The 16,295-nt window shown below is 54.4% G+C and carries 9 protein-coding genes; 1 reads left to right on the plus strand and 8 read right to left on the minus strand.

Annotated features, from left to right (window positions below):
- Nucleotides 1–64: 64 nt before the first annotated feature.
- Nucleotides 65–2,830 (minus strand): alpha-mannosidase, encoded by a 2,766-nt coding sequence (locus H7C19_RS16340; RefSeq protein ID WP_185143715.1) that lies wholly within the window; start codon nucleotides 2,828–2,830, stop codon nucleotides 65–67.
- An 86-nt stretch (nucleotides 2,831–2,916) separates the two neighbouring features.
- Nucleotides 2,917–5,388 carry a glycoside hydrolase family 38 N-terminal domain-containing protein gene (locus H7C19_RS16345; RefSeq protein WP_185143716.1) on the minus strand — a complete coding sequence of 824 codons (2,472 nt, stop codon included), beginning with the start codon at nucleotides 5,386–5,388 and terminating at the stop codon, nucleotides 2,917–2,919.
- 138 nt (nucleotides 5,389–5,526) lie between these two features.
- Between H7C19_RS16345 and H7C19_RS16350 the strand changes: the two genes are divergently transcribed.
- Nucleotides 5,527–6,420, plus strand: a complete 894-nt coding sequence (locus tag H7C19_RS16350) for a helix-turn-helix domain-containing protein (RefSeq protein WP_185143717.1) — start codon at nucleotides 5,527–5,529, stop codon at nucleotides 6,418–6,420.
- A gap of 90 nt (nucleotides 6,421–6,510) precedes the next feature.
- On the opposite strand, the gene H7C19_RS16355 is transcribed toward H7C19_RS16350, so the two are convergent.
- The 6 genes from H7C19_RS16355 to H7C19_RS16380 all read right to left on the minus strand — a co-directional run bounded on the left by H7C19_RS16355 (nucleotide 6,511) and on the right by H7C19_RS16380 (nucleotide 16,119).
- A complete protein-coding gene (locus H7C19_RS16355; RefSeq protein ID WP_221469287.1) occupies nucleotides 6,511–9,264 on the minus strand; it encodes an L-dopachrome tautomerase-related protein in 2,754 nt (917 codons plus the stop codon).
- Nucleotides 9,265–9,331: 67 nt separating this feature from the next.
- Nucleotides 9,332–11,740, minus strand: coding sequence for an alpha-L-rhamnosidase-related protein (locus H7C19_RS16360; protein ID WP_185143719.1), 2,409 nt, complete (start codon nucleotides 11,738–11,740; stop codon nucleotides 9,332–9,334).
- A gap of 33 nt (nucleotides 11,741–11,773) precedes the next feature.
- Nucleotides 11,774–12,622: a carbohydrate ABC transporter permease gene (locus H7C19_RS16365; protein ID WP_185143720.1), complete on the minus strand. Its 849-nt coding sequence runs from the start codon at nucleotides 12,620–12,622 to the stop codon at nucleotides 11,774–11,776.
- Nucleotides 12,623–12,640: 18 nt separating this feature from the next.
- A complete protein-coding gene (locus tag H7C19_RS16370) occupies nucleotides 12,641–13,573 on the minus strand; it encodes a carbohydrate ABC transporter permease (protein WP_185143721.1) in 933 nt (310 codons plus the stop codon).
- Nucleotides 13,574–13,637: 64 nt separating this feature from the next.
- Complete coding sequence (locus H7C19_RS16375) at nucleotides 13,638–14,981, minus strand: ABC transporter substrate-binding protein (protein ID WP_185143722.1); 1,344 nt, start codon at nucleotides 14,979–14,981, stop codon at nucleotides 13,638–13,640.
- A 148-nt stretch (nucleotides 14,982–15,129) separates the two neighbouring features.
- The gene (locus tag H7C19_RS16380; RefSeq protein ID WP_185143723.1) at nucleotides 15,130–16,119 is read right to left on the minus strand and encodes a LacI family DNA-binding transcriptional regulator; all 990 of its coding nucleotides are present in this window, start codon (nucleotides 16,117–16,119) and stop codon (nucleotides 15,130–15,132) included.
- Nucleotides 16,120–16,295 lie beyond the last annotated feature (176 nt).

Below are 16,295 nucleotides of genomic sequence, written 5' to 3' on the forward strand. Positions count from 1 at the left end.
CGGACTGAATGCTTCCAGTCCGGATGATCTTTTGCCGTGAATTCCAATCGCACAATCATGTCAGCTAAATTCGGTCAATCCTAATTTCGACGGTGATCACTTGCTTCGGCTTTACATCAAGGGTGATTTGCCGGTCGCCGAAGTCGATTTCACCTGCCGGCTGTTCATCCAGATTCAGCAGCTGTGCCGATTGCAATGCACGATCGAAGGCGAGGTTGCCTTGCACAGGCCGATTTAGCACATTAAAGATACGTATGACGTATTGCCCCGGCCGATCTTCGCTTTCCTTCACCGCGCTTACGATTAACCCGGCACCGCTGACGGCCATGAACGAATGGGCGGCGGGCAGCTTGGCTTCCGCCCGGTGCGGAGTTTCATACAGCGGCTTGCCGGCCTTGCGGGTAATGCTGCGCAGCCCCGCAGCAAATAGCTGCCGTTCGCGCCACAGGGTGTGTTCCCGATCGGCAGCGACGGAATAAGGCCTGATCGCATACGAAAATTGCAGTTCTTGCAACAACTGTCCCCCGTCGCCGCCATTGGTCAGTACTTCGTTGCCCGTACTGCGGTATAGGGTCATCGCGATCGTGCGCGGCTCATCATCCCGTACGACGGCTTCGTACAAACCGTTGCTGTAGACGGCCAGACCGCAACTGGAATCATTAACCGCAACAATACCGTTATGAGGCGCTGTACCTCCGTCGTCCGACTGAAGGCGGCTTCGGTAATCCGGATGTTGAATCCTCCTTTCTACCAGATCGAATGGCGTGCTCGTATAGTAACGGTCGGCGGCCAGCCCGGAAGGCAACAGTACACGCAGGCGATGGTCGCGCGCCGTGTTGTGCACGACCGTACGGAAACGGACGATCGGGTCGTCTTTCGTCAGCTCCACGAATGTCGTAATCGGCAGTTCCACGAATGTTTCGCTTCGTCTTGTTTTTTCGAGGTCTGCCCGGTCCGGGACCCGCATGTTCAACTGAATGCGGATGCAAGTTTGCAGCGGCCCCCCATAGACGACAGATATTTGCGCATTCGCCGCGGCCGTTGAATAAACTTCATTCGTTGTCGGACTCACATGGGTCCAACCGTCCCCGACATCTCCCTCGTCTTCAAATAACAATACATTTGAGTACTTATTTCCGCTGTGCAGATCATGGACAGTGATCGTACCGTTCGAATGGATTTGAATGCGAACTCGCCCGTTGTCCCACGTGTGCGCATTCACCTGCATGCTGCCGGCGGGATTCCGATACAAGGGCGCCATCAGCGGCGCATCGTATTGCTTGGGCTTATGTCCTTCCGATACGATTGGGCGAATTCCGTATGTGACGTAGCCGAAGGAAGGTACATTCCCGTGAAAAGCAACACGGTAAACATCGAGAATATCAGCATCCGGAATGTCGCGATATGGACGCGTATGGCTCATGACACCCCGTTTGACTTCCAAAAGTTGATATTCCACTTCTCTGTCATGCTGATCGTAGATACGAAACGGCGCCCCCCCTGAACCCGGGAGAACTGTTGCCTGGGCATATTCAGGGGGAAGGCGAAGCTCGACATCGATCGCTTGATCGACATTCGTTTGCGACGCGTTGAACACGGTCAGCAAATAGTCGCCCTTCACCCCATCCGGCTGCAAATGATTCGAGATGTAGCGGAACTCTTCCTTGATCATCTGTTCGCTGATCAGGCGGCTCTGATCGAAGCGGTAGACCATATCCCGGTGCACCTGATCGATGGAGCAGCCGCATATCGAATCGTGCGGATGGTTCTGGATCAGGTACTCCCACGCCTTGCGATAGAATCCTTTGGCGTACGGCCGCCCTTCCCATGCCGTGAAAACACCCCACGGTTCCGCCCATTTTTCCAACAGCGTTTCACAATTTGCATTCATCTGCTTCAAATGAATTCTGGAAGATAGCACATTTAACGGCACCCAATTGTTGACACCGCTATATCCTGGCGACCTTTGTTCCCCTTTAAATACGTTCAGCGTTCCCCCGTCACCCAGTCGCTCGCGCAAATCGCGCAAATAATGCTCAAAATGCTCGTGCACAAACGTGACGCCCAGGCCCGCTTCGTTCAGCGTCTTCAGAATCGCCGGAAGTTCCGGCTCGATTTCCGAATGATCGACCCCGTCCAGACCGAGCAGAAGATCCGTCGTCGCCCGTTTTTGCTTGTATTCGAGCATGTCTTTCGCCCGCAGAATCAGCTCTTCCCGGTTGTATTCGTAAGCCCGGTCCGCAAACGGCCAGCGCATGAAGAAATAAAAATCGCTGTAAAGACGATCCTCATCCAGTTTCAAACCGATCACGCGGCTTCCGTCGGCACCCTCCCATATCATTTCCGAAGGATCTGCGTCTCCGAGAAAGCCGCGCCCGAGAACGGTATTATCCATGCCGAACCCTCGCAGGATTTGCGGCAACTGGCTGTTATGTCCGAACAGATCCGGAACGTACCCCGACTTCAACGGTTCGACTCCCCAGGAACGGGACTGACGAAAGCCGATCAGAAAATTGCGGATGAGCGACTCCCCGCTAACCAGAAACTCATCAGGCATTACATACCAGGGACCAATCGCGATTCTCCCCGAACGAATCAGACTCAGCAGCCGCTCACGATTCTCCGGCCGGATTTCCAAGTAATCTTCGACAACGATCGTCTGCCCGTCCATCATGAAATAGCGGTACTCCGGGTCGCGCTCCATCTTCTCGATCAATTCGTCGATCAGATAGACGAGCCGGGTTCGATAAGCCTGAAAATCCTGGTACCATTCCCTGTCCCAATGCGTATGGGAGACCACGTACATTTTATCCGTTTGATTTTTATTCACTACCTTCACTCCCTCTCCTAGGTTCCTTTAATACAACTAAGCACACCATTTTTTATGTTGAGATACGATTGCCCATCGCACGATTCCTAAATTTCGCACAAAGCGGTTTGCGAAATCGTTCCCGCTTGCGCGTCGATACGAAAGGTTCTGCATTCATAACCGTTCAGCCGAACCTCCTTGCGGATCCCGAGCGATGGGACGGATACTACGGTCGTTCTCGCAAATCCAGTCGGTTCGAACAGCCTTACGATATATCCGCCTCCCCGCTCTTCCTTCTTGAACGCGCTTAACTGCACCGCATCGTCTTCGAACACCAGGAATGCCCCCGTCTTCTGTCCATTGCCGGAAGGGAAGAACGATAATGCATAAGGTTTTTCATTATGGAAAATCGCTTCGCGATCCACAAGACGACGCCGTTCGTCAAGTTCGCCTGCGTTCAGCCAGAACGTATAGCATCGTTCTCCCTGATCCATTCTCGGCAGGAAGCGGTCCTGCACCAGAATCGGACGGTCAAGGATCGGATGCGCGCAATAACCCGCTCCCCTTAGCAGCGACAAGCGTATCTCTCCCGCCCGGTAATCCGAGCCGTAAATGCCGTCATTGATGCAAGTCAGAGCCTGACCCATCTTGGCTGATTCCACCGCGACCCATTTTTGCGCAACCGTCTCCTCGCCGTTCTCTGCCAGCTCGCTGATGCCGTAAGCCGTTTGACCGCGGTATTTCCCGTCCGCAAAGACTGTCGGAACGGAGAGCTTCAGCATCTTGTCCTTCTCATTCCAATAGACGCGAAGCTGAACTTCGATTTCCGTCCCCCGTTTCGGCAGCTTGTAGGTCAGGCAGATCGCAGACTTTCCATAGCGGAGCACCGATTCGACAACCGTACGCACTTCCCCGTCTTCGATTACGCGAACGGAAGGCAGCGGCGCCTCCTTGATGCCGGAAAACTCGGTTCCTTCTTCCGGATCCATCAATTCAAATCGGCCGACGACCGGACCGAATGCATCAGAATCCATCCGCCAGGGATCCTCATTGTCCTGGATGACCACAGGCGCGAAGGCATTCGGCTTCAGACAGGAAACGCCACGAACGGCATACTCATCCATTAGCCCGGTGTGCGCATTGATAACAACGGTCAACTCGTCCGTTTGGAAGGTGTACCGCCCGCCCCGCTCCTTGAGCTCGGGTACCGGTTTGCGGTCCAGCATCTCGATCCGGCAATCGAACCGGTTCATGCAAGAAGGGGCAAGCTCCGCTTCGAACACGACTCTTTTACGCCAATCCAGATTCAGGTTGCTCATTTCCTTCTCGGGCTGGGAAGGAAGCCTCTTCCCGTCCCGGTAGACGACCGGCAGCGAAAATCGCTCCTCCCAATTCTGATCTTCCAGCATGAACTCGCATTCGAACACGCCTCGGACCGGATAAGGATGCGGATTGTATACCAGCACCGGATATTCCTTGAGCTCCGCCTTCGGCTGGCCGGACGCCAGGGCAAAGAACGCGCGTGCTTTCAGCCTTGCCGCGATTTCCAAGCCGTGGTCGATCAAGCGCAACGAAGCTACTTCCGCGGGCTGCACGGATGAGCCTGGCAATATATCGTGAAACTGCGCGGTCAGCAAATCACACATGGCTTCGTGCAACTCAGTGGAAGGATAAACGAGTAGAGCTTGCAACGCGGCGGCGGACAGCATCTTCTCCGTCATATAGAGTTCGTTTTCCAGCCGGCGATGCTCCTGCTTGATGCGGATCATCGAAGTGTAGCACCCGACGAACCGCGGGTTCAAATCGCCTTCGAAGCGGGGGAGCCGCCCGGCTTCCTTCACATCACGGAAATACGCTTCTGGAGTCGAATGAACGATTTCGAACGAATCGGTCTTCTTCATCCGTTCGCCGATCCGCGTGAGATCGATGCGCGACGGCCCCCCTCCGTGATTGCCCACTCCCCAAAGAATGAGCCCCGTTTGCGCTTCTCCGTTCTCCTCAAGCCAGCGGTCGATCTTCTCGTGCGCTTTGCCGAGCAGCGTATTGTACCCGCCCTGAATATGGTGAGCCATGACTTCGCTGCCGCTCAGGCCACACCAAATAAAATCTTGCGCAGGCAGCTCGCCAAAATCGTCGGGCCGCATGAAAATATAGGAATCGTATCCCGCTTGCTGCAAGATTTGCACCAAACCCTTCGTATGACCGAACGAATCGAAATTGATCGCCGTCGTCGGTTCGACCCCGAACTTTTCCCGAAAGTAAGCTTTGCCGAGCAAAATTTGCCTGACGAATGATTCGCCGGAGAGCATGTTGCAATCCGGCTGCAGATACCAACCTCCCATGATGTTCCACTTTCCCAGCCGAACCAACTCGCGGATTCGTTCGAATAAAGCCGGCTCGTATTCTTCCACCCATTTGTACAAGATGACTTCATTGTGGTTAAACACGTAACCTTCAAATTCTTCGCAAAAGTCGGCCGCCGCGCGAAAAGTCGATACCGCCGCCGCAGCCCCCTCCTCCCACTCCCATTGCCATACAGGATCCAAATGCGCGTTGCTGAGCAAATGCAGCTTTTTCAACGTGATCCCTCCGCCTCCATGAATACCCTTCCATCCTTATTTTGACCGAACCCTCCCCTCCAAGTACATTTCCAATTCTCATCATCTTTTGTCCGATTATGATATAATGGCACAAAACCCTGTGCGGAGGGATAATGCTTGAGTAGAGACGAGATTGCCCGGTGGAAAGTCGAACTTTCGGCCGTATTCCATCGCATTTGCGACGAAATTCGGATCAACGATGCCATCATCGATTGGATCGATATCATTTTCGAACAAGTGGGCAATGCCCGAAGCTGTCCTTCCCACTCCCATACCTGGTTCGAGTTCAACTATGTGCTGTCCGGCCAGATGCAGACCCTCTTTGACCACGATTCGATTACGATCCGCGAAGGGGAATTTTTCCTCATTCCGCCCGGCTTGACCCACGCCCACGTTTACACGCCCGGAAATCCGCACGAAGGCATCTGTTTCCGATGGCGGCTCCGCCGCAGCGAAGGCGAGGAGGGTCCGGATGATTCCTCCTTGTATGAGCGGTTGAGGGGATTGACGGAATGGAAGCCGGGAGGTTACCGCGACCGTTACGGAGTCGGAAATTTGCTTAGCCATTTCCTTCAAGAGGCCGGATCGGGCAAGTCGCCGCTATCCCTTCAATTGCTCTTGGTCCGGCTGCTGGAGACGTTAACCCTCATTCGGGATCCGGACGAATCCGCTTCCTCCGATTCTGCAGGATCAAGGGATTCGCTCGTTAAGAAAGTCGAGGTTTACTTGGAGGATTTTCAGGGAGACCGTCTGAACGTGGCGGACTTGGCCGCGTCCCTGCACATGAGTTACGGCCATTTGGCCCGCTTGTACAAGAAAAGAACCGGCATCACCCTTATCGAAAGGATGAACCGGATCCGGCTGGAGAAGGCTTGCGAGTTGCTGGGGCAACCCGATCTGTTGATCAAGGAAGTTGCTGAGCGATCGGGCTTTCCCGATCTTTCCTACTTCAGCAAGGTATTTAAAAGAAGATACGGAGTAAGCCCGCAAGCATATCGAAAGTATGTGTAACTAAATGTTACTTATAAATTACACATTCACAAAAATTGGCTTGAAATGAATCAACCCGTGAAAATCGCCAGCCGCAGACGGCTGAAGGTTTTACCATGACACGTCATCCCAGACGGAATACGCGTTGTCTCCTCCCATATGCCGCAGATAAAGCTTGGCTTTAACGGCGCCCGCAGGCGCCACAGCCGCAATTTCCATTTGGGTCCACGTCGAGTTGTTGACCCCGGCGGCGCTTCCATCGGTCGAAGGAGTGGCGATCACCTCATTGTTCGCGTCCAGGAATTGCAAGTGCATTTTGACCCGGGTATTGTCCGCGGCATTGGATTTCACCCAAGCTTTCGGATTATAGGAAGTACCCGCCGTTACGGACAGAACCTGAGTCGCTTCCACGTATGACCCGGCAGGACTGGCTGTCATATTGAGCGCGGACGATCCGCCATGCACGATATCCGTTCGCCTCGTAATCCCCGTTCCGTAGGCAATGTTGCTGTAGCCGAGAGTCCAGTAAGTCGGCCGCACGCCGTTGCCCCAGTTTTCAAACCCCGCATTATCCACCGTAGCGCTCGGAATCCATTGGAGCTTGTGCACGCGATCGTTGCACCACTCGGCCACATAGATCGCATCGCCTCGAATGGCAAGCGCGTCAGGGTAGGACAGGTTGTTGTTCCCGGTTCCGAAAGTTCCGAAGCTTGTAATATAGTCATAGTTCAGATCGAATACATCCACTCTGTCGTTCCGATAGTCGGCCACATACAGAAAACCGTTGTCATCAAATTTCACGTCGAGCGGCGCAAACAACATGCCCGGCCCTTCGCCAAATTGTCCAAAGCTGCTGTTGTACGTATAGTCGGGATTATATACATAGATTTTGTTCTTGCTCGACGAGGCGACATAAATTTTGCCGTCGTGTCGGTTGACCGCGATGCCCGACGCCTGTCCAACGGGAATCGTCCCATAGAACGTTTTGTCCGCATTAAAGATCGACACCCTGTTGTTGTTCCATTCCGCCACCAAATATCTTCCGTTCGTATCGATGGCCATGTACATCGGATTATCGAACTGTCCGTTGCCTGACCCGTAGCTGCCGAACGACCAGCCCGTGGACGGACTTGTGCCGTCGTTGTTGAAAATGGTTACCCTGCTGTTGAAGGAATCGACGACGTTGACCCTGCCTGTGGAGTCCAGCGTAATGCCGTTCGGATAGTTCAGCTGCCCTTGCCCCGACCCGAAGCCGCCTATTTTCCTGAGATAGGCTCCCGACGGATCGAACACCTGCACAGTAGAATTAAAAATATCCATCGCGTACAGATTGCCGCTCGCGTCAATATCCAGGCCCGCCGACCTTAGCAACTTCCCGTTGACAACCTGTCTCCTGCTGCCGAACGTCGTCGTGCTGTAGGTCGACAAATCGATCATGTAAACACGATCATTGCCCGTATCCGTTACATACAGCTTGTTCAGGGTCGGATTGACCGCAATGCCTACCGGATTGGTAAAATACTTGCTCCCCGAACCGGACACCGGCGCGGGAGCGCTTGCGCCCGCAAACCATTGCGTGCCCGACCCCATGCCCCATTGGAAATTGCCCGACAGATCGAACGCTTGAATCCGGTGATTCCCGGAATCCACAACATAAATTCTGGAATGGACCGTGTCGACGGCTACGCCGTACGGACCGTTAAATTGCTCGTTCGCCGTACCGCCGGCTCCGAATTTCGTGTTAAAGGAATTGTCCGCGTTTAGAATTTGAATCCGATTGTTGGAGTAATCGGCAATATATTTTTTCCCGCTGCCGTCGATCGTCATGTCCATCGGATTCGCAAACTGCCCGTTGCCTGTCCCATAGCTGCCGATCGCGCCTTGATACACGCGGTTGGAATCGAATTTCAAAATCTGATGGTTGTACGTATCCGCCACGTAAATGTTATTGGAAGGGTCCGCCGTAATCGAGTGAGGGTAATTGAACATATTCGTATTCGAACTGTTGATTTTGCTGTTCCAATTGCTCTCGTTCAAGCTCACCTCATCCCAGGCCACCGTGCCGTAGGTCGTCGCGAATGAACGAATGTACAGCTTGGCTTTGACTGCGTTTGCGGGAGCCGTGGCGCTGACCGACAGCTTGGTCCAGCCAGAGCTTGTAACGCCGGCCGTAACCCCGTCGATGAAGGTGCTGGACAGATTATTGCCGGAGGCGTCCTGGTAGTTCAGATAAAACACGAGCTTCGACTTATCCGGATAATCGGACACCGCATAGACGGACGCCGTATAGGAAACGCCTACCCGAATTTCCGTCGTCCCCGTAACCGCTTCCACGTAAGAGCCGGGAGTGGTAGGGTTCATGCCGAGCGAAAAGCCGTCGCCGGTTCGATCCCAATCCGTACGCTGAAAAATTCCCGCGGACGTCTGGCTGTACCCTGTCGTGAAACCGTACGGCTGCGCGCTGGAAGTCCAAGTCGGAAACCCCCCGTACAGAAGGTACGGCCTGTAGCGCCCGATCCGCCCGACATGGGAAAAGTCCGCGTTATACACTTCGGCGATATTGTCGATCGTCGTGAACAGTACTCTTCCGTTCGTATCCACGGCGACATCCAGCAGATCGTTCGTAAAGCCCGGCGTATCCGGATGCGGAGTGCCGAGCGTGCTTATAAAAGCGCCGTTCGCATCGAATTTTTGAACCCTTTGCGAGTGCGTATCCGCAACGTAAACCGCGTTCGTGGCGGCATCGATCGCGATGCCGCGCGGCTGAAGCAGAAATCCGCCCGCTTGATCGGTTCCTCCGATGATCGAGGAGTGGACCAACCGGGGAGCCGCCTCCGCAACGCCGGAAGCAAAAGCCGAAACCATTATACCGATGAGTAGAAGGAGTGCAGAACGTTTGATTCTCACATCAATATCCTCCCGTTAATGGAATTCAGTTCCTGTATGAAAATCGTGAATCAGAGTGCGCTCCCCAGATGCAGGAGGCTTCCACCGGCCCGGCTTCCGCGTGATTTACCTGCGTTCCGTCCGGCAGCACGATGCGAAGCGGCAACGCATCCGGTCTTTCGACTTGAAGGCGGAAACGGCCGCCGTCCGTATGCCAGCTCACAAGCACCGGGCCGTGTGGCGTCATCGCCGAGCCTTTCGCCCACTTCAAGCCGCACGGCTTGGGCTCGACCGTAATGCTCCGATAGCCGGGAGCGCCCGGCTTGATCCCCAAAATTTCCGCGGGAAACTCATAAAGCGGAATCGCTCCCCACGCATGGCAATCGCTGCGCTGGGTGACCGGGTCTTCCAGCCACGTGGACATGCGCAGCTCCTCCGCCTGATGGCGCCACTCGTCCCACAGCGGGAACGTCCTGTCGTACAGGCCGACGCAAGACAGCGCGCGGAACAAAAAGAAGCTCATCGCATAGGATACCTTTGGAAGTTTCCTGCCGCCTGACAGCATGTCGCTCATCAGCTTGACAGCCGCTTCCCCCGTTACCGTTCCGGAGAGCACGCTCCAGATTTGCGCGTGTTCGCTGACATCGTCCGAATGCGGACCGTCGCGGAACAGCCCCGTCTGCTCTGACCAGCAATGCGCCCGTACGGCACGCTTGATCGCATCTCCCCTCTCCCTGTACTCGACCGCCGTTTCCCGCCGTCCCGTCCATTCGTTAAGATCCGCGGCCGCCGCAAGCGCGGCAGCGTACATCAGGCTATATACGGTAATCGGCCCTGTCAGACCGGCTGTCGGCATCCCGAAGGTGGTCTTCCATTCTTCTACCCAATCGACATAAGACCAATAAGCGTCCGGACAAGCGCCGACGATGCCGTCCGCCGTAATCCGCCGGTCGAACCAATCCAGCACCGCATCGATGGTCGGCCGATAACGTCGGACGAAAGCGTCGTCTCCGAAAAATAGGTAGTGGTCGTGCAGCATCAAAATCCAGTAGAGCGAAAAACCGGGAATGACCTGCTGATAAACCGCCGGGTACCGGCTTTGCAGCATGCCGGATGGCAGCATTGAGCTGTGGAAATCGTGAATGGCCCGGCGAGCCAGACGATCGTCCCCGCTGATGTAATAGGTAAACAAAATTTGCAGCCGGGTGTCCATAATATATTGAAGCTGCTCATAGAAAGGGCAGTCCTCGTACGTTTCGTGCATGCAACGCCGCAGCGTGTTGATGCTGATCTCCCATAACGGCTTCAGCCCATCGTCCGAGCACGCGAAGCTCGTTCGGACCTCCAGCGGGTAGCCGGTTTCGCGATACGCCAAACTGACGATCTCAAGCGGCTCGCCCCCCGTCTCGACCTCCAACCGGACAAACCGAAACGTGCGAAACCAGAACGGCTCGTAACATTCCGGCGAATTGGTCTTGCCGACTCCGGCGACAGCATACCGATCATATTCGCCGAGCAGAACGTTGCCTTCGTGGCGGTCCCGGACGCCTTTGCGGCGCACCTCCAAATCGTCGGTCGGCGGCTCGTAGCATTCCGAGCAAAGCACCTTCACGACGCTCCCTTCGCCTCCTACCAGCTTGATGGTCAAGTATCCCGTCGTCAGTTCGCCCGCATCCAGTTCCGCCATAAACTTCGTATGAGGCTCCAGCCGAATGGGGCGATCCGCTGCCGCCGAGGCCGGTCCGCCTTCGGACCTGACAACGGATTTGAACGAAGAATGGTGCTCGAACAGCGGAGGAATCGGCCGCTCCGACAGCTGCCAAGGGCTCAACTGCCCCGTAAGAGAATCGGACGTGCCGCTTACGACGACCGCCGGCTCCCAGGACGAGTCGTCAAATCCGACTCGTTCCCACCCGTGCGGCATCTTCGCCCCGTCGATCCGCTCCACCCCACCGACAAAAAAAGTGAACGGGCCGTGTTCGAACGTTCCCGACTCGTCCTTCAGGCATTTCCATCGCCCATCGCCGTCGCTGTGAAGCGACGCAATGACGGTCCCGTCCGCTCCATGCAACTCGCCTTCCAGCAGGAAAGCCCCGGCACTGGCGCGCCAGACGGATACCGGCCCGTCGCCGAACGAATAAGGCTGTGAATGGCGGTAATGCACGACTTTGGCGGCCAACGTATTTTTCCCGGGGCGGAGCGATTTCGTGACGTCTACCGTCTCGTAATAGTGGGTTTTCCCGTCGCCTTTGCACGGACCGACGGAGACGGATTCGCCGTTCAGGAACAGCCGGTACCGGCTGTCTGCGGACACGCGAACGACGAGCTCCCCTCCGTCCTCCGGAACGTCAAACGATCTGCGAAAATAGTACGCCTCCCGGCTTGCTGCAAACGCAGCCTGAAGCCGGTTTTCTCCCCATATCCACTTGGCGCGCCAGTTGCGGTTCTCTTCCATCCTGATGAATGTCTCCCTCTCCCGTTAGGGTCTCTATTTGATCGCGCCGGACACCATTCCTTTGACGAACGTCTTGGCGGACAGCATGTAGGCGACGGCGATCGGAACGATCGAAATCGCTAACGCCGCGAACAGCATCGGATAGTTCGAATTGTACTGCCCGTAGAACGAAATGAGCCCGAGCGGTACGGTTCTTAGCTCATTGGACTGAATAAAGACAAGCGGCAAGAAAAAGTCGTTCCATATGCCGACCAGATTCAAAATCGCCACCGTCGTCAGAATCGGAGCGGACAGCGGCATCATAACGCTTCTGAAAATTTTGAAATCGCTCGCTCCGTCCAGCCTCCCCGCTTCTTCAAGCTCAACCGGCAGCGTTCTGAAAAAACCAACCATCAGAAAAATAGAGAACGATTGCGCCGTTGCCGTATAGGTGACAATCAGACCTGCATACGAATTGAGCAGACCCAGGCTGCGCTCCAACAGGAACATCGGCAATACATACAGCTGCAGCGGGAACATGAAACCGAGCATGAAATAGATGTACGCCATGCCGCCCAACTTGTACTTGAACCTCGCAATCGCGTAGGCCGCCATGCTAGAAACGATCAAGATGAAGACCAGCGACAGCGCGGTAATGATGATGCTATTCTTGAAATAAAGCGAAAAATTCGCGTTCACCCAGGCTTTCTCGAAATTCGCGAAAATCCATCGGCTAGGCAGACCGATTGGATTGGCATAAAAATCCGCGTCCGACTTCAAAGCGGAGACGAACGTCAGGACGATCAGAATGAGGCTGATCAGCGAGTAAAACGCGATGGGAAACGCCAGAGCGGCCCGGGAGAGCAGGCTCCCGCTTTTGCCGTTCGACGACGGAATTTTCATCACGGACCGACTCCCTTTCTAGTACTCAAGCTCCCGCTTCTGCAGCAGCTTTAATTGAATCACCGAAACGACCAAAATAATGAAGAACATGACGAGCGCAATCGCAGTCGCCAGCCCCATGTCCGAGCTTTGCAGGCCGAGCGTCTGGGTAAACGCGGTGCGGTAATAGAACGTGCCAAGCACATCCGCGCTGAAGTTCGGCTGGCCGTTCTCGCCGGCGATGGCGTATACGATATCGAAGGTGCCAATGCTTCCGATGAACGTCAGCACGACATTAATCGTAAAAGACGGCGCCAGCAGCGGGAAAATCATTTTCCGAAACTTCTGAAACTCCGTCGCCCCGTCCATCATCGCAGCTTCCAACACCTCTCCGGGAATGGATTGGAGGTTCGCCAGGTACAACATCATATTTACGCCGATCGACTTCCAAATCATAATCAGGACAAGGATAAGCAGAATGAGGTTTTCCATCCCCAGCCATGGCTGCACCCAGTCCTCCAGCCCGACCTTGTCGAGCAGGTTGTTCAGCAAGCCGATATTCGGCTCGAACACGATCAGGCTCATGAACGCAACGGTAACGGTCGAAATCAGCACAGGAAAAAAAATGACGTTGCGATAGATCGCATGCCCGCGCACCTTGCGGTCGAGCGCGTAAGCAAAGTACAGCGCAAGCGGCGTCTGTATGATCAACGTGAGCGCAAAAATGTAAAAATTGTGTCCGAGCGCTCGCCAAAACACGGGATAAATGTTCGGATCGGTGAACAGCCTGACGTAATTGTTCATGCCGATGAAGCGCGCTTTCCCGAGCCCCGACCACTCGGTCAGACTGTAATAAAACGACGACAGCATCGGATAGACGATGATCATCGAATACACGAGCACGGCCGGGAGCAGAAACAGCAGAAACGTCCGAAACGATCTCCGGTTTTGCGCCTTCATTCCACTCTTCATGCAATCCTCCTCGCCGCCGTTCGGCCCGTACCGGATGAAACGGGCCGAACGGCTGCACGGCTTATTATTTTTTCAATTCCGGAAAATCTTTGTCCACTTGGCCCTGAATATCGTCGATCAGTTGGTCGATCGTCTTCTTCCCTGCGAATACGGCTTGCAGCCCGTTCATGAGATAGGTTTGCGGAGTCGGCTCATGCTTGTTGAAATGCACGAAATAGAACGTCATCCACTGATTGGCGGAGTTGAAATCGTTAAAGATCGGATCGTCGGCTTTCAGATCCTTGAGCGGCGAAATCAGTGAAAGCTTCGCATCGAAGATGCGGTAGAAGTCCGGAGAGGATACGAACTTCGCGAACTTGACCGCTGCTTCCTCCGCTTTCGTTTTCGCGTAAATCGTCAGGCCCGATTCATTGTTTGCCGCGCCGACAACCGGATCGCCGGCCTTGAGCGGCGGGAAGTAGAACGCTCCGTATTTCAGATTCGGCGCCGTTTTGATCGAAGAATTGTCCCAGGAGCCGTCGAAAATCATGGCGGCTTTCCCTTGCTGGAAGCTCAGCTTCGCGGCATCGAAGGAGACGCCTTGGAACAGCTTGCCGTAATAGCCTTTGTCCGCAAGCTCCTTGATGATAGATACGGCTTTGACGAATTTTGAATCTTTGAAGCTGGACGCGCCCGTCATCGCATCCTCATACCACTGTGGAGTTACGATGGAAGGGGCAATCGTATATGCTGCAAAAATGTTGTTTACCGTATCTTTCCCGCCATAAGCGACAGGAATGGTGCCGGCTGCTTTCAGCTTCTCGCAAGCCGCCAAAAACTCGTCGTAGGACTTCGGAATGGAAATGCCATTTTTATCAAAAATGTCTTTATTGTAGTAGACGGCCAGAACGTCTTTGCTGAAGCCCGGCGTCGCGTACACCTTTCCGTTGATGATGGATGCCGCCATAAATGACGGGTCGAATGCCGATGTGTCGACTTTGCCGTCCAGCTCCAACGCCGCGTTCATGTCCACATACTGACCCAGCGCGTTAAATCCGTTCGTGCGGAACAAATCCGGCGCGGTGCCGCCTTGAATCGCCGTTCGGAGTACCGTCGTGTACTGGTCAGAGGGGTAGTGCGTAAAGGCGACGGTAATTCCCGGATTTTGTTCGGTGAATGCCTTGCCGACGGCATCCCAGCCTTCCTTGTACGAAGGATTGTCCGTCCACACCTTCAACTCGACAGACTTCTTGCTGCCCGCAGCTTCCGTACTTCCGGACGCGGACGCTCCGGCGCTTGGCGAGGATTCCGCCAGGCTTGCCGCAGGCGATGAAACTCCGTTCCGATTCGAATTGCCGCAGCCCGTCAAGGTTGCGAATAGCGCGAGAATCAATAATCCAATCATGAATTTGCCGTGCCATTTGCCCATTTTCCAGTCCCCTTTACATTTGAATTCAGTTGGATTCACGTGAATCCAACTATATTTATAACGTGAATCGCGAAGGATTCACGTGTTTCCACCACATCATAACACGATTAAATTTGAAACGCAAGAATGCGCTTACACGAATTTTCCGTTATGTCGATTCCCGAACGATTAATTCTGCCGCCAACATTTCTTGTTTCATCAAAGGTTTCTTTGCCCGGATTTTTTTCACTAAATATTCGGCCGCGACTTCTCCCAGCCGCGAAACGGGGAAGCGCAGCGCAGAAACGGGAGGATCGAAATAATTGAAAATTTCTCTGTCGAACAAGGAGAGAACCGCCATATCGGCAGGAATCGAAATGCCGCGGTCCTTCAGCCCTTTGATCACTCCCACAATATTGGAATCGCTGAAGCCAAGAACGGCCGTCGGCCGCTCGGCCAATGCCAGCATTTGGCCCGCCGCGTGATATCCCGACTCGGCGGACATTCCGGATTCGAGCACATATTCCGGGCGGTAGGCCGCTCTTGCCTCGAGAAGCGCTCTTTTGTACCCTTCGACCCAGGCCTTGAACGGATAATCCTCCAACTCCCCCGCGCTAATGCACGCGATGCGCTGATGGCCGATTTTCAGCAAATACTGCGTTGCCTTGTAGGTTGCTCCCTCGTCGTCGAAAGTGACGTAATCTTCCGCCTCGTCCAGCTTGCCCATGGCGACAAACGGGATTCGCGTGTCTTTCAGCATTTGCAGCGTATCGCTTCCTTTGTAGCTCGGCGTAATGATAATGCCGGCGACGCGCAGTTCCTGAAAGCCTTTAATGGCGCTTTTTTCTTTGTCCGGCACGTTTTCGCTATTCGATACGATGACGCTGTAGCCCTTTTTTCTGACCGTCTCTTCGACCGCTTTCGTAAATTCGGAAATTAGCGGCAATGAAATATCGGTCGCGATGATGCCGATAAACCTGTTATCTTTCATCGCCAAGTTCCGAGCGTTCACATTGACGACATAATTGTGCTCGGCGGCGATCCGTTTGATCTTGTCCTTCAGCTCCTGGCTGATTTTCGGTTTATCGTGAAGCGCCTTTATAACCGTCGTATGAGAAACGCCGGCGATTTTGGCGATATCTTTTACCGTGATATTCACTTTCCGTTCTCATTCCTTCGATTTTGGATTCACGTGCATCCTTATCTTAACATTTTACCGCGCTCCAATCAACGGTTCAAGATCGGCCTCATCGCCGCTATTGGACCGACACCGATTTTCCCGGTTGAACCAAAGCCACCGCCTTGTGGCCGATTCACATTTTCTCTTCCGTCAGC

It is taken from the genome of Cohnella nanjingensis (genome assembly GCF_014212125.1).
In the GTDB taxonomy this organism is placed as follows: Bacteria; Bacillota; Bacilli; order Paenibacillales; family Paenibacillaceae; genus Cohnella; species Cohnella nanjingensis.

Bases quoted from the DNA above. Each gene is read 5' to 3' on its own strand.
- H7C19_RS16360 (WP_185143719.1), bottom strand. From the start codon at position 11,740: ATGGAAGAGAACCGCAACTGGCGCGCCAAGTGGATATGGGGAGAAAAC.
- H7C19_RS16365 (WP_185143720.1), bottom strand. From the start codon at position 12,622: ATGAAAATTCCGTCGTCGAACGGCAAAAGCGGGAGCCTGCTCTCCCGG.
- H7C19_RS16370 (WP_185143721.1), bottom strand. From the start codon at position 13,573: ATGAAGAGTGGAATGAAGGCGCAAAACCGGAGATCGTTTCGGACGTTT.
- H7C19_RS16375 (WP_185143722.1), bottom strand. From the start codon at position 14,981: ATGGGCAAATGGCACGGCAAATTCATGATTGGATTATTGATTCTCGCG.
- H7C19_RS16355 (WP_221469287.1), bottom strand. From the start codon at position 9,264: ATGGTTTCGGCTTTTGCTTCCGGCGTTGCGGAGGCGGCTCCCCGGTTG.